13 protein-coding genes are annotated in these 21120 nt (G+C 60.2%); 9 read left to right on the top strand and 4 right to left on the bottom strand.

Annotated elements, in window-relative coordinates; genetic code table 11:
* Positions 1–76 precede the first annotated feature (76 nt).
* On the bottom strand, positions 77–3778 hold the full coding sequence (locus tag VGO04_RS32360; RefSeq protein WP_327500086.1) for a response regulator: 3702 nt from the start codon (positions 3776–3778) through the stop codon (positions 77–79).
* Between the two features lie 445 nt (positions 3779–4223).
* Between VGO04_RS32360 and VGO04_RS32355 the strand changes: the two genes are divergently transcribed.
* The 4 genes from VGO04_RS32355 to VGO04_RS32340 are packed head-to-tail and all read left to right on the top strand — an operon-like array spanning position 4224 to position 10142.
* Complete coding sequence (locus VGO04_RS32355; RefSeq protein WP_327500085.1) at positions 4224–7676, top strand: response regulator; 3453 nt, start codon at positions 4224–4226, stop codon at positions 7674–7676.
* Entirely contained in the window at positions 7673–8512 is an 840-nt protein-coding gene (locus VGO04_RS32350) for a CheR family methyltransferase (protein WP_327500084.1), read from the top strand. The genes VGO04_RS32355 and VGO04_RS32350 overlap by 4 nt, the downstream gene beginning before the upstream one ends.
* Positions 8509–9075, top strand: a complete 567-nt coding sequence (locus tag VGO04_RS32345) for a chemotaxis protein CheB (protein ID WP_327500083.1) — start codon at positions 8509–8511, stop codon at positions 9073–9075. The genes VGO04_RS32350 and VGO04_RS32345 overlap by 4 nt, the downstream gene beginning before the upstream one ends.
* A gap of 8 nt (positions 9076–9083) precedes the next feature.
* Positions 9084–10142, top strand: a complete 1059-nt coding sequence (locus VGO04_RS32340) for a sensor histidine kinase (protein ID WP_327500082.1) — start codon at positions 9084–9086, stop codon at positions 10140–10142.
* A gap of 175 nt (positions 10143–10317) precedes the next feature.
* Here VGO04_RS32340 and VGO04_RS32335 read toward each other — a convergent pair whose 3' ends face one another.
* Positions 10318–10584, bottom strand: coding sequence for a hypothetical protein (locus VGO04_RS32335; RefSeq protein WP_327500081.1), 267 nt, complete (start codon positions 10582–10584; stop codon positions 10318–10320).
* Positions 10585–11085: 501 nt separating this feature from the next.
* On the bottom strand, positions 11086–11580 hold the full coding sequence (locus tag VGO04_RS32330; protein ID WP_327500080.1) for a ferritin-like domain-containing protein: 495 nt from the start codon (positions 11578–11580) through the stop codon (positions 11086–11088).
* 364 nt (positions 11581–11944) lie between these two features.
* Here VGO04_RS32330 and VGO04_RS32325 point away from each other — a divergent pair, with 364 nt between their 5' ends.
* Positions 11945–13342, top strand: coding sequence for a family 16 glycosylhydrolase (locus tag VGO04_RS32325; RefSeq protein ID WP_327500078.1), 1398 nt, complete (start codon positions 11945–11947; stop codon positions 13340–13342).
* 114 nt (positions 13343–13456) lie between these two features.
* Here the strand turns inward: VGO04_RS32325 and VGO04_RS32320 are convergent, their stop codons facing one another.
* Positions 13457–14449 carry a L,D-transpeptidase gene (locus VGO04_RS32320; protein WP_327500077.1) on the bottom strand — a complete coding sequence of 331 codons (993 nt, stop codon included), beginning with the start codon at positions 14447–14449 and terminating at the stop codon, positions 13457–13459.
* Between the two features lie 198 nt (positions 14450–14647).
* On the opposite strand from VGO04_RS32320, the gene VGO04_RS32315 reads away from it, so the two are divergent.
* From VGO04_RS32315 to VGO04_RS32300, 4 genes are all read left to right on the top strand, one after another.
* Complete coding sequence (locus tag VGO04_RS32315; protein WP_327500076.1) at positions 14648–15328, top strand: HD domain-containing protein; 681 nt, start codon at positions 14648–14650, stop codon at positions 15326–15328.
* A gap of 400 nt (positions 15329–15728) precedes the next feature.
* Entirely contained in the window at positions 15729–16286 is a 558-nt protein-coding gene (locus VGO04_RS32310; protein ID WP_327500075.1) for a biliverdin-producing heme oxygenase, read from the top strand.
* A complete protein-coding gene (locus VGO04_RS32305; RefSeq protein ID WP_327500074.1) occupies positions 16273–18825 on the top strand; it encodes an HWE histidine kinase domain-containing protein in 2553 nt (850 codons plus the stop codon). Before VGO04_RS32310 ends, VGO04_RS32305 begins: the two co-directional genes overlap by 14 nt.
* Positions 18825–20966, top strand: coding sequence for a response regulator (locus tag VGO04_RS32300; RefSeq protein ID WP_327500073.1), 2142 nt, complete (start codon positions 18825–18827; stop codon positions 20964–20966). Before VGO04_RS32305 ends, VGO04_RS32300 begins: the two co-directional genes overlap by 1 nt.
* The last annotated feature ends 154 nt before the right edge of the window (positions 20967–21120 follow it).

The raw sequence follows: 21120 nt of genomic DNA, 5'->3' as shown, positions 1-21120 counted from the left end.
AAAGCGTAGCGCAAGGCGGCGGAAATGCAATGCGATTCGGCCGTGCCGTCAGCCGGCGAAGAGACTGAAACGCAGCTCAATGTCTGAACCTCAAGACCGGGTTTGGTCGGGCAACAAGCAAGGCCGCAGCCTTGAGCAACTGCTCGGGATCGAATGGTTTTGCCAGCATCGTCGCGTTTGCAAAGCCAGAGGGCAGCGCTTCTCGTCCGTAGCCCGTGACGAAGACAAACGGGATCTGTTTCTGCGTGAGCGCGGTCGCGATCTCGCCGACTGGCTGGCCGCGCAGGTTTGCGTCGACCAATGCTGCGTCCAACTCCTCCTGCTCAATGATGTGTAAGGCATCGCCAACCGTCGAGGCAGGTCCCGCGACCTCGGCGTGTTCACGCTCCAGTATGGAGGCGATTTCAAACGCAATAAGCGCTTCATCCTCAATGACCACAAACCTCTTGCCTTTGAGGCTCGGCAGTCCCGCTGCCGCGTCAGTTGGGACGGTTGCCAGGGGGGTGCTCACATCGGCAGTGCTTAGCGCGGCTTCAGCCTCCATGGGCATCTCGATCTTCCACGTCATGCCCGACGCATCGACTGCGCCTTGGGCGCTTCCCCCTCCGCTGCTTGCGATCTGCTTGATGAGTTTTGTTCCGAAACCGGGGACGGCCGGCGATTGGACGACTGGCCCGCCCCGTTCCGTCCAAGCGATTGAGAGCAGTCCGTCGTGCACGCTCCATACGACCGCGACCGTCCCGTCCGGCATCGACAGCGAGCCGTACTTGGCTGCATTCGTGCAGAGTTCGTGCAGGATCATGGCCATGTGTGTGGCGGTTTGCGCGTCGAAGCGCGTATTGGGACCGGACGTAGCAACCCGACCGCTCGCAAGCGCTGCAGGCGGGAGCTGGTCACGGATGATGTCTTCGAAATCCGCACCCTGCCAACCGGTGCGGCTGAGGATGGTATGCATGCGCGACATGGACTGCAGGCGGCCGCTGAAGCTCTCGGCGAACGCCGTCGGATCCTTTGCCGAACGCAGGGTCTGGTTGGCAATTGCCTGGACGGTTGCGAGCATGTTTTTCACCCGGTGGCTAAGCTCGCTCAGCAGCAGTTTCTGGGTCTCCTCGGATTGCTTGCGCGCGGTAATGTCTCGTGCAGCGCCGAACCACTCGACGATCTCATCGTCCGGTCCAAGCACCGGTATGGCACGCGAATACGTCCACCCGAGGCTGCCGTCGACGCGAATGACACGATGCTCCATCTCGAAGATCGCTTTGTCGCGAATGGCGTTACCAATGCGAGCAAGGATCGGACCCTGATCGTCGGCGGGAACATATTTTTCGAGCCAGCTTTCGCTCGGATCTTCGGTGTCGGCAACGAAGTCTTTACCCTGCAAAAAACGCATCTCGCGCCAATCGGGCCCCATCCGGTAGACGACGTCGGAGGTGGCGGTGACGAATGCGCGGAACCGCGTCTCGTTCTCCTTCAACCTCTCGGCGGATTTGGTTCGGTATCGGGCGATCTTGAGGTGCGCCTCCACGCGGGCCAGGAGTTCGCGCGCGCTGAAAGGTTTGATCATGTAATCGTCAGCGCCGGCCCTCATGCCCTCGATGCGGCTTTCCTCACCGGCGCGCGCGGATAAAAGGATAATTGGGATCGTATTCGTTTGCGGGTCGGCACGCAGGCGCCTCAAAAGCTCCAGCCCGTCGAAGCCCGGGATCATGATGTCGGTCAGGACGAGGTGAGGCTTGCGAGCGGCGACGGCGGAAAGCGCCGCATCTCCGCTGCCGACGAGATCCAGTTCGTACCGGCCGCCAAACAAGCGGCGCAAGTAGTCGCGCATATCCGCGTTATCATCGACGACCAGCAAACATTCACGCGCGTGATTGTGTGCATCCGCGACCGTCGGGGCAGGCTCGATCTCGGGCAGTCCGGTATCCGCGTGGCCATCGTCAGGAAGCCACCTGAGGGCCTCCTCGACAAAAGGCGTGGCACCTATCGCGGTCGATGTGCGCGCCTCAGGCGTTGCTGTGTGGTCATGCGACAGGTGGGCTCTGCCCCTTGGGATCGAGACCCGCAACGTGGTGCCCTTGCCAAGGATACTCCGCGCGGACACGGCGCCGCCATGAAGCCTGACCAGCTCCTGGACGAAGGCAAGGCCGATACCGGATCCCTCTTGCGTGCGGCCCTCGGCTCCCTCGACGCGGTGGAAACGCTCGAAGAGACGAGGCAACTCGTCGTCGGGAACGCCTATCCCGGTGTCCCGGACCGTCAGCACGAAGTCGGGACCATCGATGGCAAGACGCACCTCGATTTCGCCCTCCAGCGTGAACTTGAACGCATTTGAGAGGAGATTGAGGACGATCTTCTCCCACATCTGGCGATCGACGTGGGCTGTTTCGGCAAGCGGAGGCGTATCGACTATGAGCCGTAGTCCGGCCTTTTCGGTCGCCGAACGAAATGCGCTCGCAAGCTCTGCCGTCGCCGCCGGAAGGTCTGTCGGCACGAACGACGCCTGCAGGCGTCCGGCCTCGATGCGCGAGAACTCGAGCAACGTGTTGACCAGCTTGAGCAACCGCAGTGAATTGCGGTGAGCGATTAGAAGCTGTTCGCGATCGTCGGTGGGGCCCGGCCGATGGGATAGAAGATCCTCGATGTGCCCGATCATCAGCGTCAGTGGCGTGCGAAATTCATGGCTGACATTGGAGAAGAAGACCGTCTTTGCCCGGTCGATTTCTGCGAGCGCTTCCGATCGTTTACGCTCATCCTCGCGCGACTGGGCGTTGGCAATGGCGCTGACGACTTGGGCTTTCATGAGCTCCAGGAAGTCGTGATAATGCTCGTCGAGCTTCAATCGCGAATTGATCCCCGCCACGAGGAAACCGGTCGGGTCGCGCGCGCTGGAAGCCGACAGTGGGAGCACTGCCGCCTTGTCAGAAAACTCAAGCAGTTTCCCATCATCGTCGCAGGCGAACCGCACGCCCAAATTCTCGACGATCGTGGTTGATGTGGCCATTTGAAAGGGCCAAGCTTTTCCGTTGTCCCGGGAGGTCAGGGCGACTTTGTCAACACCGAATGGGTGGCCCGCTTCGAGGCCCGTCGCTCCGGCCAAGCGTGCGTATTTGCGATCGCTGTCGAGAAGGTAGAGCAGAGCGAAGGGTATGTCGCGTTCATGCTTGCCTAAGGTGTCGGTGGCGATTGCGCACGCCTCCGCTGCGCTATGCGCTTCTCCCGAGCGGGAGGCGAGATCTCGCAATGCGAGGATCCGACGTTCTCCGATGACCTTTTCCGTGATCTCCGTGACAGTTGCGAGAACCCCGCCGATACCGTTTTCGGCCGCTTCGTCCGGGACGGGACTGTAGGCGATGGTGAAATGGGTTTCTTCCAGAAAACCGTTCCTGTTGATCTCCAGTTCGATGTCATCGTTCCAGGTCGCCGGCCCGCCGTGGAACGGCTCGTCGATAAGCGGTCGCAGCACATGCCAGATTTCACTCCAGCATTCGCTCACAGGCTTGCCGAGCGCCCAAGGGTGCTTCGCTCCAAGCACAGGGCTATAGGCATCGTTGTAGATGGAGACATAGTCCGGGCCCCACCACAGCAACAACGGAAAGCGGTTGACCAGAAGGAACGGGACCATGATCCGCAGTGTTGGCGACCAGCTCTCCATCGGCCCGAGCGAAGTTTGAGACCAATCAAAGCCTTGGATCAAGGCAGCCATCTCGCCACGATCCGTCGCCCAAGCGGTCTGTACCACCGGGCGTTCCGTTTCGGACGTGATGTTGCCGCCTGACATGGCGCTAATCCCCGATAGAAATGCGTCCAAGCCTATTAACGCCGGGCCTTGCAAACGGTTCCGCTACCTGTCTGATACGTCGCTGCCGATGGTGCGGTGTCACCAAAATGCGACAGGTCTCCGCGAGATAGACGGCAATGAGGTTGCGGAAGGTGGAAACAAGACCTTTGAGCCATAGATTACGCGTCGGCGCACCCGTCTGATCGTGTGTGGCCTCTCGCGGAGTGTGGCTGGGGATAAGGACGGCGCGTTTTGTTTTCTATGGATATTTCACGCGCTTCGGCTTTTGATCTGATATGCCACGAACCCATCTGGACGACGCGGACGAGGTTACGGCAGGAGCCTTGGCCCTTTCCAGGATGGTCCTGACGATCCATTGCTGCGGCCAACTGACTTTCCGTTCATTGCCAGGCACCCTCAGTTCTCTCTCCCAGTCGGAGTTTTGATGTCAGCGAAAACAGCCACGAGGCTAGGACAAAAATCGCGATCGTTTGGGCAGCTCTTCGGCCTTGAACCTGGCATCGCGCTCGGTCTCGCCGGCACCCTGTTTTTCTTCGTTCTCAGCGGATACGTCGCCTACCTCAATCTTGAGGCCTTACGCAAAGGCAACGAGAGAATCGTCCAAACGCACGTTGCCATCGTTGCGCTCGATGAACTGCTTTCGCTTGTTCAGGATGCAGAGACCGGGCAACGTGGCTTTCTGCTGACGAACAACGATAGCTACCTTGCGCCTTACAATGCAGCGCTTCAGGCCATTCGACCAAAACTGGACCAAATCGGCCAACTGACCGCCGCCAATCCCGGACAAAGCCAGCGGTTGATGACGCTCAGGCAAAATGTGGAGGCCAAGCTCGCCGAACTGGATGAGACGATCGATCGGCGGCGGAGCGATGGTCTTGAGGCCGCGATCGCGATGGTGAACTCGGATCGCGGCAAGATCGAAATGGATGGTGTTCGAAACCAGGTTGCAGCGTTGTCGGCAGGAGAGTTGGAAGTTCGCCTCGACCGCCTTGCCGAAATGGAGAACGCGCAGAAAACGGCGCGTCTGAGCACCCTTTTCTCAATTCTCGTCGGGATCGGTTTGATCGTAGCGATCGCAACTCTCGTCCGTAGGGCAACGATCGCCCGCCGAAGAGGCGAGTGGCTGCAGGCCGGCCAGGTCGGGCTGGCATCGGCCATGATGGGCGATCAGTCCATCGACCAACTTGGTAACAGCATCCTCCAGTTCCTGGCGCCCTATGTCGGCGCCGTTGCAGGCGCGATCTTCATCGGCGGCGGCGGTTCGTTCCAGCGCGTCGCGGTCCGCGGCGTGCCAGGTGATGCCAACATGCCAACGACTGTTCGACCGCGGGAAGGTCTTCTGGGGCAGGCGGTCGCGGAGGGGTCGTCCATCGTTGTCGACGATGTGCCGGACGGGTATCTGGCGTTTGGTTCCGGGCTCGGGATGGATAAGCCGAGGCATCTGGCGATCCAGGCGGGAAAGGTCGACGCGACGGTGAATTCGGTGCTCGAACTCGGCTTTCTGAGGCCAGTCGAAGAGGCTACCGTCAGCCTTCTCAATCACGCCTCGGAGGCAATTGCGATTGCCGTCAGGTCGGCGACCTATCGCGGCCAGCTTCACAACCTTCTGGAGGAAACGCAAAGACAGTCCGAGGAATTGCAGACCCAGAGCGAGGAGCTGCGCGTTTCCAACGAAGAGCTTGAAGAGCAGGGAAGGGCGCTGAAGGAATCGCAGGCGCATCTTGAGCAGCAGCAGATCGAGCTTGAGCAAAACAATGCTCAACTGGAAACGCAAGCCCAGCGGCTTGAAGCGCAGCGAGATGACCTCGAGCGCGCGAATGCCTCCGTATCGGCAAAGGCGCGAGAACTCGAGAAAGCGAGCCGATACAAATCCGACTTCCTCGCCAACATGTCGCACGAGTTGCGCACGCCGCTCAACTCCTCTCTCATCCTTGCCAAGCTTCTGGCCGACAATTCCGACGACAACCTCACCGAGGAGCAGGTGAAGTTTGCCAGGACGATCCAGTCGTCCGGCAATGACCTCTTGAACCTGATCAACGACATCCTCGATCTGTCCAAGATCGAGGCCGGGCACGTGGAAATTCGGCCGGAAACGGTGGCGCTGGAGCGTCTTGCGGCTAATCTGCGTCAGGTCTTTCTGCCGCTGGCGACCGAAAAGAAGCTCGCGTTCTCCATTGACGTTGCCACGGGCTGCCCGGCCACCATCGAAACCGATCCGTTGCGGCTCGAGCAGGTTCTGAAGAACCTGCTTTCCAATGCAATCAAGTTCACCGAGGCCGGCAAGGTTAGCCTCGCGATCTACCCCGCTAACGATGGCAAGATTGCCTTCTCCGTCAGTGACACCGGCATCGGGATTGCTAAGGAACACCAGCAGACGATCTTCGATGCCTTTCATCAGGCCGATGGCACGATCAGCCGCAAGTATGGCGGTACGGGCCTTGGTCTTTCGATATCACGACAGTTGGTCCGTCTCCTGGGGGGAGGCATCGTGCTCAAGAGCGAGGTGGGGCAGGGCAGTACGTTCACCGTCACTATCGGCGAGCGCTTCGACCCGTCAAAACAAGCGTCTCCCGAGCCGCAGCTGGATACGCCCTCGTCAATGGTCACGGCGCCAGCTGCCGAGGCGCGTTCGATCGCGCCAACGCCGGTCCGCCGCGTCGAGGATGACCGTGATGTCCTGACCGATGCAAGACGTGTCCTCTTGGTCATCGAAGACGACGACAAATTCGCTGCCATCGTTCGTGATCTCTCGCGGGAAATGGGGTTCCAGGCAATCGTCGCAGCAACGGCTGAAGAGGCCATGACGCTGGCCAAGGAATTCATGCCGCGCGCGATCGTTCTCGACATCGGGCTGCCGGATCAGTCGGGTCTGGCGGTACTTGACCGACTGAAGCACGACGTCTTGACACGCCATATCCCAATTCACGTCGTATCGGGAAGCGACCACACTGAAAGTGCCTTTTCTCTTGGCGCCGCAGGCTACGCCATCAAGCCCGTCACTCGGGAAGAATTGGTCAAGGTCCTGCAGAAGCTCGAGGCACGGTTTTCCAAGCGCGTGCACCGTGTCCTGATCGTGGAGGATGACCCGGTTCAACGCGAAGCGGTCGCACGATTGATCGGAACACAGGATGTCGAAACGGTCACCGCCAGCACGGCCGCCGAATGCTTGGACCTCCTGAAGGACCAGACCTTCGACTGCATGGTGCTCGATCTGTCGCTTCCGGACGCCTCAGGCTATTCGCTGCTGGAGACGCTAAGCTCCGAGAGTGCCTATGCCTTTCCGCCTGTTATCGTCTATACGGGGCGCGAACTCTCGGCCGACGACGAACAGAAGCTGCGACGCTACTCGAAGTCGATCATCATCAAGGGCGCGAAATCCCCTGAACGCCTGCTCGACGAAGTCAGCCTCTTCTTGCATCAGGTGATTTCGGAGCTTCCCGACGAACAGCAGAAGATGATCCGCAGGGCGCGCAACAGGGACGCGCTTCTGGAGGGCCGGCGCATCCTCGTAGTCGAGGATGATATCCGCAATGTCTATGCGCTGACCAACATCCTTGAACCCCGTGGCGCCATCGTCGAAATCGCGCGCAACGGCCGCGAGGCTCTGGAGGCTCTGCAAAGAGCATCGGAGCATGACGGTAGGGCAATCGACCTGGTGCTCATGGACGTAATGATGCCTGTCATGGACGGGTTGGCCGCGACCGGGGAAATCCGCAAGAACTCGGCCTGGAAGAGATTGCCGATCATCGCATTGACCGCCAAGGCAATGCCCGACGACCAGCAGCGCTGCATCGAGGCCGGAGCCAACGACTATATGGCAAAGCCCCTCGACGTAGATAAGCTCCTGTCGCTCGTGCGCGTGTGGATGCCCAGATGACAGAGCTGGCAGCTGCCGAAAAAGTGGAAGACATCGAGATCCGGCTCCTGCTTGAGGCGCTGTTCTTGAAGTACCACTACGACTTCCGCAACTACGCGATGGCGTCCACCAAGCGTCGCTTGAAGAAGGCGCGGGAGCAACTGGGGTTCGAAACCTTCTCGCAGATGCAGGCAAGCCTGCTGCACGACCAGGCAATGTTGCCGCAGCTGCTTCGGTTCCTCACTGTTCAAGTGAGCGAGATGTTCCGCGACCCAAGCTATTTCAGGGCGATCCGGGAAAAGGTCGTTCCCCACCTTAGAACCTATCCTTCGCTGAAAGTCTGGGTTGCCGGCTGCAGCAGCGGCGAGGAATTGTACTCTCTCGTGATCCTCTTCCGCGAAGAGGGTCTTGAAGATCGCACGATCTTTTACGCCACCGATATCAATCATGAGGCGTTGCAGGCAGCGGAGGCTGGCGTCTACGCCCTCGACAGGTTGCAGCTTTTCACCGAGAACCACCGCAAGTCCGGCGGCAAGACTTCGTTGTCCGACTACTTCCAGGCGGCTTACGGCAAGGCAATGTTCGACAAGACCCTGCGCCGCAACGTCGTGTTCTCGGATCATAGCCTGGTTACCGACGCGGTCTTTGCGGAAATGCATCTCATCTCCTGCCGCAATGTGATGATCTACTTCGATCGCACGCTCCAGGACCGGGCAGTCGATCTCTTCAAGGAGTCCCTCGCGCGCAAGGGCTTTCTGGGCCTCGGCTCCAAGGAAAGCCTGCGTTTCTCCCTCCATGGCGATGCGTTCACGGACTTCGTGCGCGACGAGAAGATCTATCAAAGGCGGGTAGAATGATGCCGAGCGAAGCTCAAGCCGTGGTCATTGGCGCCTCTGCAGGTGCCGTCGAAGCTCTTTCGGTGATCCTGCCAGGCTTGCCGGCAGGCTTTCGACTGCCGGTGATGGTGGTCGTCCATGTTCCGCCCGACAGGCCGAGCCTGATGGTCGATCTGTTCCGGGCGAAGTGCCGGCTGTCTGTCGAGGAGGCCGAGGACAAGCAGCCGCTTAAAGCCGGCACGATCTATTTCGCGCCACCGGACTATCATCTGCTCGTTGAATCGGACAGGAACCTTTCGCTCTCGTCCGATGAGCCCGTACTCTTCTCCCGCCCGTCGATTGACGTCCTGTTCGAAAGTGCTGCCGACGCCTTCGGTGAGGCTTTGGTGGCGATCATTCTAACCGGCGCAAACCGTGATGGCGCGGACGGCCTGCGGGCTGTCTACGAGGCTGGCGGGATGACAATCGTTCAAAACCCTGAAGGCGCTCTGGCATCCGCGATGCCGGATGCCGCAATCCAAACATGCCCAAGTGCGCTCGTGCTCTCGCTCGATGCCATTGCTGAATACTTGAAAGAGGTTTGAGAATATCCATGGAGCCCGTCCCGTTTTTGTTGGTCGATGACCTCGAGGAGAACCTTCTGTCGCTGGAGGCGCTGCTTCGCCGCGACGACCGCCTCCTCCTGAAGGCTCAATCCGGTGACCAGGCGCTTGAGATCCTGCTGCAACATGATGTCGCCTTGGCGCTTGTTGACGTGCAGATGCCGGGACTGAACGGGTTCGAACTCGCGGAGTTGATGCGCGGGAACGAGCGCACGCGGCGCATTCCCATTATCTTTGTGACGGCGGGCAGCGCAGATGGCCAGCGCCGCTTCCGCGGCTATGGGGCCGGAGCGGTCGACTTCATTCAAAAGCCGATCGAGCCGGACATTCTGTGCAGCAAGGTGGATGTGTTTTTCGAATTGTATCGTCAGAGGCAGCAGCTGGCGGCCCAAAGAGACGAACTTGCCGCACAGGCTGATGCGCTCAAGGTTGCGGCCGAACACAAGGACATTCTCCTGCGTGAAATCAATCACCGCATAAAGAACCTCTTCAGCCTCACCGCGGGGCTGATCTCGGTTAGCGCCAGGCAGGCAACGTCGGTCGCAGAACTTGAAAGCGACCTGCGATCGCGGCTGCATGCGTTGTCGCGTGCACACGCGCTGACATTGCCTGACCTCGTACGAGAGGATAGCCGTGAGGAAATCGCGACCACGGTTGCAGCTTTGCTGAAGGCAATCGTTGCTCCGCACGACCACGCGCACGGTGGTCGTATCGCGATCTCCGGATCGGATGCGCCTCTGGGCGGCAATGCACTTACCTCTTTGGCGCTCCTGCTCCACGAACTGACCACAAACGCTGCGAAGTATGGTGCGCTTTCCACTTCAGCCGGGCGATTGACCATCGACGTTTCCGCAGTGGGCGAGGCACTTCATCTCGATTGGAGCGAAGAGGGATCACACTCCGTTTCGACGGCGCCTGAACGAGAGGGATTTGGAACGACCCTGGAAAAAGTGGCGCTTCAAGGATTGAACGGCTCGCTCACCAGAGAGTGGCGGGCCGATGGGCTTTGTCTCTCGCTTCGAGTCCCGTTAGTCAATCTTGCACGCTGACACGCCGACAAGGGAAAGTCGCGGCCAGCAAGATTATCCAATCCAGTGGAAGTACTACTTGGCCGCTCCTGTGGCGCCAGCCTGCCTCGGCATCCTAAAGCAGGTGTGGTTCAGCGACTGTGGGCAAGTGAATGGCGTGGGACGGCGTTTGCAGAAGGGTGCTGCAAGTGCTTCCTCAGCCATCCGCATGGGATTTCTGCTCCTCGATCCGAACAAGCAAGGCAAGCACCTTTGCCTGCAAGTCAAGACAAGCTTGCTGCCGCTCGGTTAGCAGGTCTTCCCGACGCGGGATCTCGCGCATCAGCATATCGACTGACCGTGCCGCGTGGGCATACTCTTCGAAGAGATCGTATAACGCTTGGTCCTTGGTGTTGCGCAACTGCTCCCTGTGGCGAGGCAAGGCCATTGCCAGGCGCGCGCGCCCGAGATGCATCAGACCCATGACCCCTCCACCGTTGCCGTTGTCAGCTCGGGATTGCAAGCGTTCGAGCTATTCATCTGCCGGACCATGAAACTGCTGAGCTGTTTGACGTCTCGCGAGAGCCTGGCTCGGGGCATGCGGTATCTCGGGGCGTCTCTTGGCGAACCAGATGGCACACTCCAGAAGACATGCTTCTTCTGTTTGTCCGAGACGAAACTCGTCGAGAAGGAATCGCACAAGCTGTGCGCCACGAGGTGAAGGTATTTCCACCTGCTCTAGGAGGCAGGCTGTAGCAAAAACGCGCTGCAGCATCGCCCTATCAACCGGGTCAGGAATTGAGACCAGCTCGCCCAACAAATACATTTCCACCTCCGACAAAGAGACGGTGCAGGCTCCAGGGCAGACGCTTGTTTGCCGGGGCTACTCAGCAGAATGCCGGAGGCAGCCTATGACGGGTTGCACCCGGCCGGATGCCGGGCGCCGTTTTTCAAACGAGCGTGCCCTTCGGATACGGCCTGTGATTCACGCGGCCCTTCGGGTTGCGGGTGCCTTGTTGATGGATGTGACCGCAAGGTTGGTAAGCTTGTTGTTCGTGGCTTTTTCTTGGTCGAGGATCTCGGAAAGGAGCGTGTGTGCTTCTTCGTGTCCAAGGTCCTTTGCCCATTCCCGAAGCGACCCGTAGCGGGCAATCTCATAGTGTTCGACGGCTTGACAAGCGGCAAGCAGACCTGCGTCGAGCGCGGTCCCTTGCGCCTCTGACATCAGTCCGTCCGCTTCCTTGATCAATCCCTCTATAGCGTCGCACTTTTCGCCAGCGGGCTTCTTCCCGATCAATTTGAATATCTGATCAAGCTTCTTGATCTGGTCTTTCGTTTCCGACAGGTGCTCCTCGGCCGCCTTTTTGAGTTCCGCACTTTTGGCGGCTTTTGCGACTTTGGGGAGGGCCTTGGTGAGGGCGTTTTCAGCGTAATAGATGTCCTGAAGCGTATGTTCGAACAGTTCGGCAAGCGATTTCATGCTGGCGCTCCTTTATGAATGAATGCTGTAGAAGAAGCTGCGAGAGCGCTTTTCGTTCCAACGGGTGAGCGACTTTCTATCCTTGCGACCGGTCAGCCGGCCAGGCAGGGAAATCAGATCAACGCTTGGGTGGACAAGGGCGACGCATGTCCGTCGACAGAGCCGTCAGCCTCCTCTTGCCGGGTCCTGGGAGCGCGGTCGACCTCGTGGGTTGGGCAGGACAGCAATCGACAAAAGCTGTGGTTACCATCGCTGAAGCCTGAGCCATGGGTCAAAAGAGTTGGAGGTGTGGGCGACATGGCACAGTCGGAAATGGTAAGGGGGTCATCGGGAAGGGGCGCCCACTCAAGAAGGAGACTTCTCGATGAGCAGAACGACCATGAACGCCCTGGGGCAACCCGTTTCCTACAGCGGAAGTTCGACGGCATGGTTTTCCGCGACCGGATCCGGCCCGACCCTCTATGGCACGTCCGGCAACGATTCCCTCTGGGGTGACAGTTCCGTGGACGTGACGATGATCGGCGGCACGGGCGATGACGTCTATTACCTCTATTCATCGACAAACCGGGCACAGGAAGCCCCTGGCGAAGGTGTAGACACGATCAATACGTGGATGAGCTACACCCTGCCGCAGAACTTCGAGAACCTGACTGTCACCGGCAACGACCGTCACGCATTCGGTAACAGCACCGACAACATCATAACCGGTGGTTCGGGCAGCCAGACCATCGACGGGCGCGCCGGCAATGACGTGCTCATCGGTGCCGGTGGAGCCGATACGTTCGTGGTCGAGGGCGGCAACGGCAGCGACCTCATCGCTGATTTCAGCTCCAATGACACCGTTCGCCTCCAGGGCTACGGGTTGACCTCGTTCCAGCAGGTGCTCGCCAACGCGGTTCAGGAGGGCGATGATCTTCGCCTCCATCTCGGCAATGACGAAAGTCTCGTGCTTGCCGATACGACCGCCGGCGAGTTGCATCAGGAGCAGTTCAAGTTGAGCCTGGACCGAACCGGGTTGACGCAGACGTTCTCAGACGATTTCGACACGCTCAAGCTCACGGGCGGTGCGGGTGGCGTCTGGGACACAAAATATTGGTGGGCTCCGGAAAAGGGGGCAACGCTGGCCAGCAACGGCGAGCTCCAGTGGTACATCAATCCGGATTACCAACCGACCGCCTCCGCGAACCCGTTTTCAGTGGAAAACGGCGTGCTGACGATCACTGCGGAGCAAGCCTCCGGGTCGATCCAGGCGGAGATCAATGGTTACGATTACACGTCCGGCATGCTGACGACCTATTCGTCGTTCGCTCAGACCTACGGATACTTCGAGATGCGGGCCGACATGCCGGACGATCAGGGAGCCTGGCCCGCCTTCTGGTTGCTGCCGGCGGACGGTTCCTGGCCACCGGAGCTCGACGTCGTGGAAATGCGCGGGCAGGACCAGAACACCGTTGTTGTCACCGCCCACTCCAATGAAAATGGAGCCCATACGCTGAGCCAAGACGCCGTGCAGGTCGCTGAAACCGACGGCTTTCACGACTACGGCGTGCTTTGGACCGAAGACGAGATCGTGTGGTATTTCGACGGTACCGAAATTGCGCGCGCCGACACGCCCGCGGACATGCACGAGCCGATGTACATGCTTGTCAACCTTGCCGTTGGTGGGATGGCCGGCACGCCGAACGAAGACTTTGCCAATGGATCGGAGATGAAGATCGACCACATCGAGGCGTACGCGCTGGATCCCAATTGGTACATCTGAGTGCGAAAGGATCGGCGGACTGTGGGTCTGCCGATCCGCGATCCGCCGATCCTGGAGCTTCTTGCCGGTCGGGGACGACACGTGCAGGGCCCCGCTCGGTGCCACAAAGCGCAACTAATCAATGAATTCGACAATGACGCCGGGTTTGACCATGCCTGCCAGCTCTTCCACATCCCAGTTCGTCAGCCGGACGCAACCGTGCGATCCGGACTTATCGATCAGCGATGGTTCCGGCGTGCCGTGGATGCCGTAGGTTGGCTTTGTCAGATCGATCCAGACAGTGCCGACCGGGTTGTTTGGACCGCCGGGCAAGGTCATGATTTTCTTGTTGGTCCCTTGCCGGAAATTGACTTTCGGATTGTAGGTATAGGGCGGCATCCGGGCCACACCCTTAACCTTCTGCGTACCCGACGGAGAGGGCGTGTCCTCGCTACCGATGGTGGCAGGATAGGCTGCAACCAGCATTCCATCTTCGGCAAAGGCCAGTAGCTGTCGTGTCTCCTTGTGCGCTTCGATGCGCTTGACCATTCCCTGTCTGGGGCTGCCAGGTGATGCGACGAAGATCGTTTCGCCGGTCGCAAACCTCGTCCCGGGATTGAGTGCTGCAAGCAGATCGAGATCCATGTGAAAGCGTTCGGCAAGCTTTTCGGCGACGCTTGTGAAGCCGAGCCGTTCCATCTTGGCCTGATCCGCGTAGTCTTCCGGAATGGCGGTCACGAGGTCTCGGGCGTCATCTTCAGAAATCACATATGGTTCAATCGCGGGGGTCTGGCCAGAGAGGCGCGCAATCACGACAGGGTCGAGTTTCCCGTCCTGCGGGAGTTTATGCATGGCCTCGAACGCTCGGATTGCCTTGGTTACGTTTTCGCCGTTGTACCCGTCTATCACCCCAGGCGACGCGCCCGCGCGATCGAGAAGGACCTGGAGCCGTGCGACAGCTGGATCGGGGGCTTCGGCAGGCGTGCTTGCCTGAGGCGTTGGGCTTGATTGGTGCGGAAAGGCGCCAATCTCAGCATTGTTAATGTCGTCCGGCGTGAGCATCTGCGCTCCGGCGGACCCTTGAGAGACAAGAAGCAGCAAAGCCGCTGATAAAGCGATTGTATTCATGCGCTTCCAATCGCTCTCGGCGATGCTTTGTTCCCGAGCGGGATGACGATTGTTGCCTGCGCCGAAGTCGCACAGGCCCTGGCGTGGATCGCAGATTGCTGCTCGCCATGTTCATTCGCGGAACAAATTGCGCCGCATGCGGTTGGCTTCAAAACCAGAGATCCGGCTGGCATTTGGAGCGAAGCAAGGACAGCAACGGTGACCAACACAGACGATAAACTGCAATCCTGGCGTTCCCCGGTATTCCTATCTGCTGTCGAAGAGTGTCGATGGGCGCGAGAGGTTGCCGCCCACGCCCACGCCGGCCAGCGCGACAAGGCGGGGGAACCTTATTTCAACCATTGTCAACGTGTCGCAGATGCGGTGTCGGGCGATAGGGAAAAGGCGGTGGCATTCCTCCACGACGTCGCGGAGAAGGCCCCGGGCTGGACGCCTGAGCGGTTGAAGGAGGTCGGGTTTTCGTCCGAAGTCGTAAAGGCGGTTGAACTGCTGACGTTGCAGCCGGGCGAAACGAAAGACGCCTTGGTGATCCGTGCAGCTTCAACTCCGCTTAGCCTCGCGGTGAAGAGGGCGGATTTGAAGGACAATCTAGCGCAAATGAAGAACATGGGGAGGAGCGGGGATGTGTATTTGCGCGGACTCCACCTTCTCTCGGAGGCTTCAAGTGTCCTTCCACCACAGAGAAGGGCTGGCTTTCAACGGCAGAAGGACCAGGGTTCCTCGACCGGGCAACCGATGGGCACGAGCTGCACTGCCAAGGCGAAACCTGTGAAGACGACTGGTGGTAGGCTGAACGGCGCAGTGAGAGCCGTCCTTGCGGTCATAGCGATCCTCTTTGTCGGTGGGTGCGCGTTGGGAGTTTGGCTGCTTTATACCTGATCCTGCGCGGCCTTGCCGGATTGCAACTGGCCGGTCCGCGCAAGACCACTGCCGCGTTGATAGCACCGTGCCCTAAAGCGAGGTGGCAGAAGGGCCTTCAAGCAGTCTGCACCCACGGCGGTTTCAATGATGGGTCTCGCGCGCCCGCCGTCGTCGCTTCGGAGCGTAACCTTCTGGACGGGATTGGTCGCATTGCCAGCTATACAAACAGGGCGCCGACATTTTTGTGAGATGCTCGATGGAGGTGAACTTCCCCTAAAAAATGAATGTAGTTCCCTTGTCGCAGTCCACGCAACGCCCTAGTTTTCCACGCGATTTTGGTTTTTGGCCCATATTCTCCGAAGTTTCCTTCCGCTGCCGGCGGCAGGTGAGGCCGCGGGTGATGGCCGGCGGAGGACGCATGCGCGGCAATGAACAGCGCTTTGAACTGAGAAGCAGGACGCGGGAGGGGCATCAGCAGGTCGACGCCGCGGTTGGAACGCTGAGCACGCTTGAGGACTACCGGCACTATGTGGCGCGTCTCCTGCCGTTCCGCATTGCCATGGAAGAGGCGCTGAGGAATGTCGCCTGGCCCGACGGCTGGAACCGACAACCATGCAAAATCGCAGACACGCTCGCCCAGGACGCGACCGATCTTGGCCTTTCCCCAATGCGTCATCCGCAAGCGGATCTCGATCTTGCCGATCCGAGTGCCCTGCTTGGCGCGCTCTATGTGCTTGAGGGCTCGACGCTCGGCGCCCGGGTCCTTTGCCACCGGGCGGCGGCGCTCGGGCTCGATGAGACCTTCGGTGCCCGGCATCTCGTGCTGATGTCAAACGACACGACGCGTTGGCCATCGTTCCTGTCACTCCTCGACCAGGCAAACGATTTCGACGTCGAGCGGGCTGCGAACGCAGCCAATGCGGTCTTCGCACTTGCCCTGAAATGTTTCGAAGGTGAACCTGTTGTCGCCCACTGACCCCGTCACCCTCGATACCTGCGATCGCGAGCCGATACATATCCCCGGCAGCATTCAGCCGCACGGTTGCCTTCTGGCCTGCGACATCGGTTTCACAACGATAGAGCGCGCGTCGGCAAACGCGGCCGTGATGCTCTGCCGCGCGGGTGATTTGGTCGGGCAGCAGCTTGCCGAAGTGCTCGGCCCGAAGCTGCTGCATGACCTGCGCAACGCGCTCGCGGCTGCCAATGCCGCCTCACGACCAGCCCTGCTGCTCGATATCACATTGGGTGATCGTGTATTTGACATTGCAATCCACCACCATAAGTCCGCCATCATCATCGAGTTCGAGCCGGCCCCGTCGATCGGCCAACCTTTGCACATTGCTCGCGAGATGATTGGCCGCATCAAGGACATCGCAGACGTTGACCGTCTCGTTCAGCGCGCGGGCCGCATCGTTGCCGGTGCGACGGGCTATGACCGCGTGATGATCTATCGCTTCGAGCAAGACGGCTCCGGCAAGGTGGTCAGCGAGACGAAGCGGGCGGATCTCGAGAGCTTTCTCGGCCAGTATTTTCCCGCAAGCGATATCCCTCAACAGGCGCGAGCGCTCTATCTCAAGAACACTATTCGCGTCATTTCGGATGCAAGCGGCGCGCGCGTCCCCGTTGAACCGGTGCTGGACGGGTCCGGCGAGCCCTTGGACCTCAGTTTCGCGCATTTGCGCAGCGTCTCGCCCATCCATTGCGAGTACCTGCGCAACATGGGCGTTGCCGCTTCGATGTCGATATCGGTTATTCTCGACGGCCAACTCTGGGGCCTGATCGCGTGCCACCATTATTCGCCGCGAGCGCTGCCCATGGCCCAGCGCGTCGCCATGGAGGTGTTTGGCGAGTTCTTCTCGTTGCATCTGACCTCGCTCAAGGAGCGGCGCCGGGTCGCTGCCGTCGCCGGTACCCGCGAGGCACTCGACCGCTTTCTCATTCTGTCTTCGCATCACGAAGATGTGGGCGAACTGCTCCGCCAGAGCCTGCGCGAATTTTCGCAGCTGCTGCCGAACGACGGTATCGGCGTCATGTTCGACGGCAAATGGGCAGGCCTCGGCACCATGGCGCCGGATGACGCAAGGTCCGGCCTTCTGGATTTCATCCGCACCGTCAGCGAGGGCCGCGTCTGGGCTACTCATGCTCTCTCCCAGAAATTTCCGGAAGCGGCAGCCTACAGCGAGAAGCTCTCGGGCGTTCTTGCGATACCGCTTTCGCAGACCGGTTCGGACTGTCTTTTGTTCTTCCGCAAAGAACTCGTTCAAACCCTCAACTGGGCCGGCAATCCTGAGAAGACCTATGAGACTGGCCCCCTTGGTGACCGCTTAACGCCACGCAAGAGCTTTGCGATCTGGAAAGAGACTGTCCAGGCGCAGGCGCAGCCATGGTCTGAGGCCGAGCGGGAAATCGCCGAGATCGTCCGGGTCGCGATTGTCGAAGTGGTGCTCCGGCACAATGAGTTGATGGCAGGCGAGCGCCGCAAATCCGAGGTTCGGCAGCGCATGCTGAACCAGGAACTGAGCCACCGGGTCAAGAATATCCTCGCGGTCATCAAATCGCTGGTGACGAGCCCGCAGCACCACAAGAGTTCGCTGGAGGACTACGTCTCGACCCTGCAGGGCCGTATCGAGGCGCTCGCAATCGCCCATGACCAGGTCGTTCGCGGCGACGGCGGAGGGATCCTTGCGGATCTGCTTGAGGCGGAGCTTCATCCTTATAGGACAACGGCCTCGACCGTCACGTTCGATGGGCCTGCGGTCTGGCTCGACAGTCGTGCTTTCTCCGTCATGGCGCTGGTGTTTCATGAGTTGGCCACCAATGCGGCCAAGTATGGCGCCCTTTCCGTCGCGAAGGGTGAAGTGGAAGTGAGCTGGTCGATGACGGGCGGGGGCTGCGACGTGTCCTGGCGCGAGCGGAACGGTCCGCTCGTCACAGTCCCGGCGCGCAGCGGCTTCGGCAGCGCGCTCATCGAGCGCAGCGTTCCCTACGATCTCAGCGGGAGCAGCGTGGTGCGATTTGAGCCGTCCGGTCTGGAAGCCGAGTTCCGGATCCCTGCTCCACACGTCAAACTTACGGCCTCAGGCACGGAAATGACGACACGCATGGCCGATAGCGCGGCACTCGAGCAGAACGGTCTTGGCGCGGCGAACCCGAGGGTGTTGATCGTCGAGGACCAGATGCTGATCGCGCTTGATCTTGAATCGATGCTGGCGGACGAGGGACTTTCGGACGTCTCGACTGCCAGTTCGGTAGCGCAGGCCATGGCACATATCGAAGCGTCGCCCCCTGCGCTTGCCATTCTTGACATCAATCTTGGCCAGACAAACTCGTTCGGGATCGCCGCAGAATTGGTGCGCAGGGGGACGCCTTTTGTCTTCGCGACCGGATATGGCGAAGGTGCGGATCTGCCGCCGGAACTCGTCGGCGTGCCGATCGTGCGAAAACCCTACGGCCGAAATGCAATTGTCGGAGCGCTCTCATCGCTCTGGGCAGACGCAAAGAAAGACTGGAAGTGATGACCGACATCAAGTCGCTGTCTCGCGAGCAACTCGAAGAAGAGGTCCTTCGGGGCAAAGCCTTGCACCAGGAGGGCGCGTTGCAGGACCGTGATAGCGTGGATGACGCCATGGAGGCGCGCTATCGAGCCTTGTTCGAGGCGATTGACGACGGTTTCTGTATCATCGGCTTCATCGACGGGCCTGAAGGGCCGCTCAGCGATTACGTGCATCTCGAGGCCAATTCCGGCTACGCGCGACATACGGGCATCTCGAACATCGTTGGCAAGCGACTTCGCGAAATCGAGCCCACCAACGCCGACGTCTGGCTGGAGATCTATGGCGGCGTGCTGCGCACGGGCAAGCCCGTCCGCTTCGAGCAGGAGTTCCAGTCGGTTGCCAGGCACATCGAGGTTTCGGCCACGCGCATCGAGCCGGAAAGTCTGCGTCAGGTGGCTGTGTTGTTCCGTGACGTGACGGAAAGGAAGAAGGCGGAGGCAGCGCTCCGTGAGAGCGAAAGCTACGCACGGGACAATGTGCAGCGCGTGCAGCTTGCAATGGCGGCCGGTGCGATCATTGGCACCTGGCTCTGGGACGTATCGGCCGATCGGTTCACGGTTGACGAGGGTTTTGCGGCCGCTTTCGGCTTCGAGCCGGAGCAGAGGCCGTCGGCTTTGAGCCTTTCGGAGATCGTCGCGGCAGTTCATCCCGACGATCAGGAACGGGTAGCCGCCTCGGTCGAGGAGGCCCTGATAAACGGCGGCACCTATACCCACCAGTATCGCACCCGCCGAAAAGACGGCACGTACCGTTGGCTCGAAGCGAATGGCAGGGTTGAGCGCGGCGCCGATGGCGTGGCACTGCAGTTTCCCGGCGTGCTCATCGACATTGAGGAGCGGCGCGCCGTAGAGGCTGAACGTGATCGCGCCCTTGCCGCTCTTCGCACGCTCAATGAGACCCTGGAGCAGCGTGTCGAAGAACGCACCGCCGCACTCGGCCTGGCGGAGGATGCCCTGCGCCAGGCGCAGAAGATGGAAGCCGTCGGCCAGTTGACCGGGGGCTTGGCGCATGACTTCAACAACATCCTCGCCGGTATCAGCGGCAGCCTCGATCTGATGAAGACGCGGCTCGCGCAGGGCCGTGTGACGGAAATCGATCGCTACATGACCGGCGCGCAAGGGGCGGTAAAGCGGGCCGCTTCGCTCACCCAGCGTCTTCTTGCCTTTTCCCGCAGACAGACGCTCGATCCCAAGCCTTCGGACATCAACCGCATCGTTGCGGGCATGCAGGATCTGATCAGCCGCAGCGTCGGCCCGGGCGTGGCGGTCGAGACGATCGGCGCCGGCGGACTTTGGACAGCCTTCGTCGATATCGGCCAACTCGAAAACGCCCTGCTCAACCTTTGCATCAATGCGCGCGACGCCATGCCGGATGGCGGACGGCTAACGATCGAAACCGGCAACCGATGGCTTGATGAGCGCGCGGCCGTGCAACGCGGACTACCCCCGGGGCAGTACATCTCCCTTTGCGTGAGCGACACCGGTACGGGTATGTCGCCTGATGTGGTCGCCCGTGCTTTCGATCCGTTCTTCACGACGAAGCCGATCGGTCAGGGTACCGGTCTTGGACTGTCTATGGTGTACGGTTTTGCCGGCCAGTCGGGCGGCGCCGTGCGGATTTACTCAGAGGTCGGCAAGGGCACGATGATTTGCATCTACCTTCCGCGCCACGCCGCCGACGAGCGCGGCCCCGAGATGTCGCTGGAATCGGCGCCGACGCCTGCGTCGACTGGCGGACACACGATCCTGGTGGTCGACGATGAGCCCCTTGTGAGAATGGTGGCGGTCGAGATCCTCGAAGAGCTGGGTTATGCGGTGCTTGAAGCCGGCGACGGTCCGTCGGCCTTAAAGGTGCTCGACGCGCGACCCGACATCGACCTTCTCGTCACCGATGTCGGTCTTCCCAATGGCATGAACGGGCGTCAGCTCGCAGATGCGGTGCGGGCGCAACGGCCCAGGCTCAACGTACTCTTTGTCACAGGATATGCCGAGAACGCGGTCTTGAACCACGGCCACCTTGATCGCGGCATGGAGGTGGTCACGAAACCCTTCACCGCCGATGTCTTAGCTCGCAGGGTCGAAAGCTTGATCCGCGGCGATTGACGGGTGGGCACGCGCTTTGCGTTGGCGATCACTGTTTTGCCAACGGTTGCGCTCATGTCAGCGTTTCTGGATCGCGCAGAGCTGGCTGTGAGCGTTCGTTCACGGCCAACGGGGCGGTGACGAACGCTTTCCTTTGCCTGTTTGCCCTCAGTCT

Origin of the sequence: Ensifer sp., from assembly GCF_035999185.1 — a bacterium.
GTDB lineage: Bacteria > Pseudomonadota > Alphaproteobacteria > Rhizobiales > Rhizobiaceae > Ensifer.
This window is presented reverse-complemented; position numbering and strand designations above follow the sequence as displayed.

Bases quoted from the DNA above. Each gene is read 5' to 3' on its own strand.
- VGO04_RS32345 (WP_327500083.1), top strand. From the start codon at position 8,509: ATGATGCCGAGCGAAGCTCAAGCCGTGGTCATTGGCGCCTCTGCAGGT.
- VGO04_RS32325 (WP_327500078.1), top strand. From the start codon at position 11,945: ATGAGCAGAACGACCATGAACGCCCTGGGGCAACCCGTTTCCTACAGC.
- VGO04_RS32320 (WP_327500077.1), bottom strand. From the start codon at position 14,449: ATGAATACAATCGCTTTATCAGCGGCTTTGCTGCTTCTTGTCTCTCAA.
- VGO04_RS32310 (WP_327500075.1), top strand. From the start codon at position 15,729: ATGCGCGGCAATGAACAGCGCTTTGAACTGAGAAGCAGGACGCGGGAG.
- VGO04_RS32300 (WP_327500073.1), top strand. From the start codon at position 18,825: ATGACCGACATCAAGTCGCTGTCTCGCGAGCAACTCGAAGAAGAGGTC.
- VGO04_RS32350 (WP_327500084.1), top strand. From the start codon at position 7,673: ATGACAGAGCTGGCAGCTGCCGAAAAAGTGGAAGACATCGAGATCCGG.
- VGO04_RS32335 (WP_327500081.1), bottom strand. From the start codon at position 10,584: ATGGGTCTGATGCATCTCGGGCGCGCGCGCCTGGCAATGGCCTTGCCT.
- VGO04_RS32330 (WP_327500080.1), bottom strand. From the start codon at position 11,580: ATGAAATCGCTTGCCGAACTGTTCGAACATACGCTTCAGGACATCTAT.
- VGO04_RS32340 (WP_327500082.1), top strand. From the start codon at position 9,084: ATGGAGCCCGTCCCGTTTTTGTTGGTCGATGACCTCGAGGAGAACCTT.
- VGO04_RS32360 (WP_327500086.1), bottom strand. From the start codon at position 3,778: ATGTCAGGCGGCAACATCACGTCCGAAACGGAACGCCCGGTGGTACAG.
- VGO04_RS32355 (WP_327500085.1), top strand. From the start codon at position 4,224: ATGTCAGCGAAAACAGCCACGAGGCTAGGACAAAAATCGCGATCGTTT.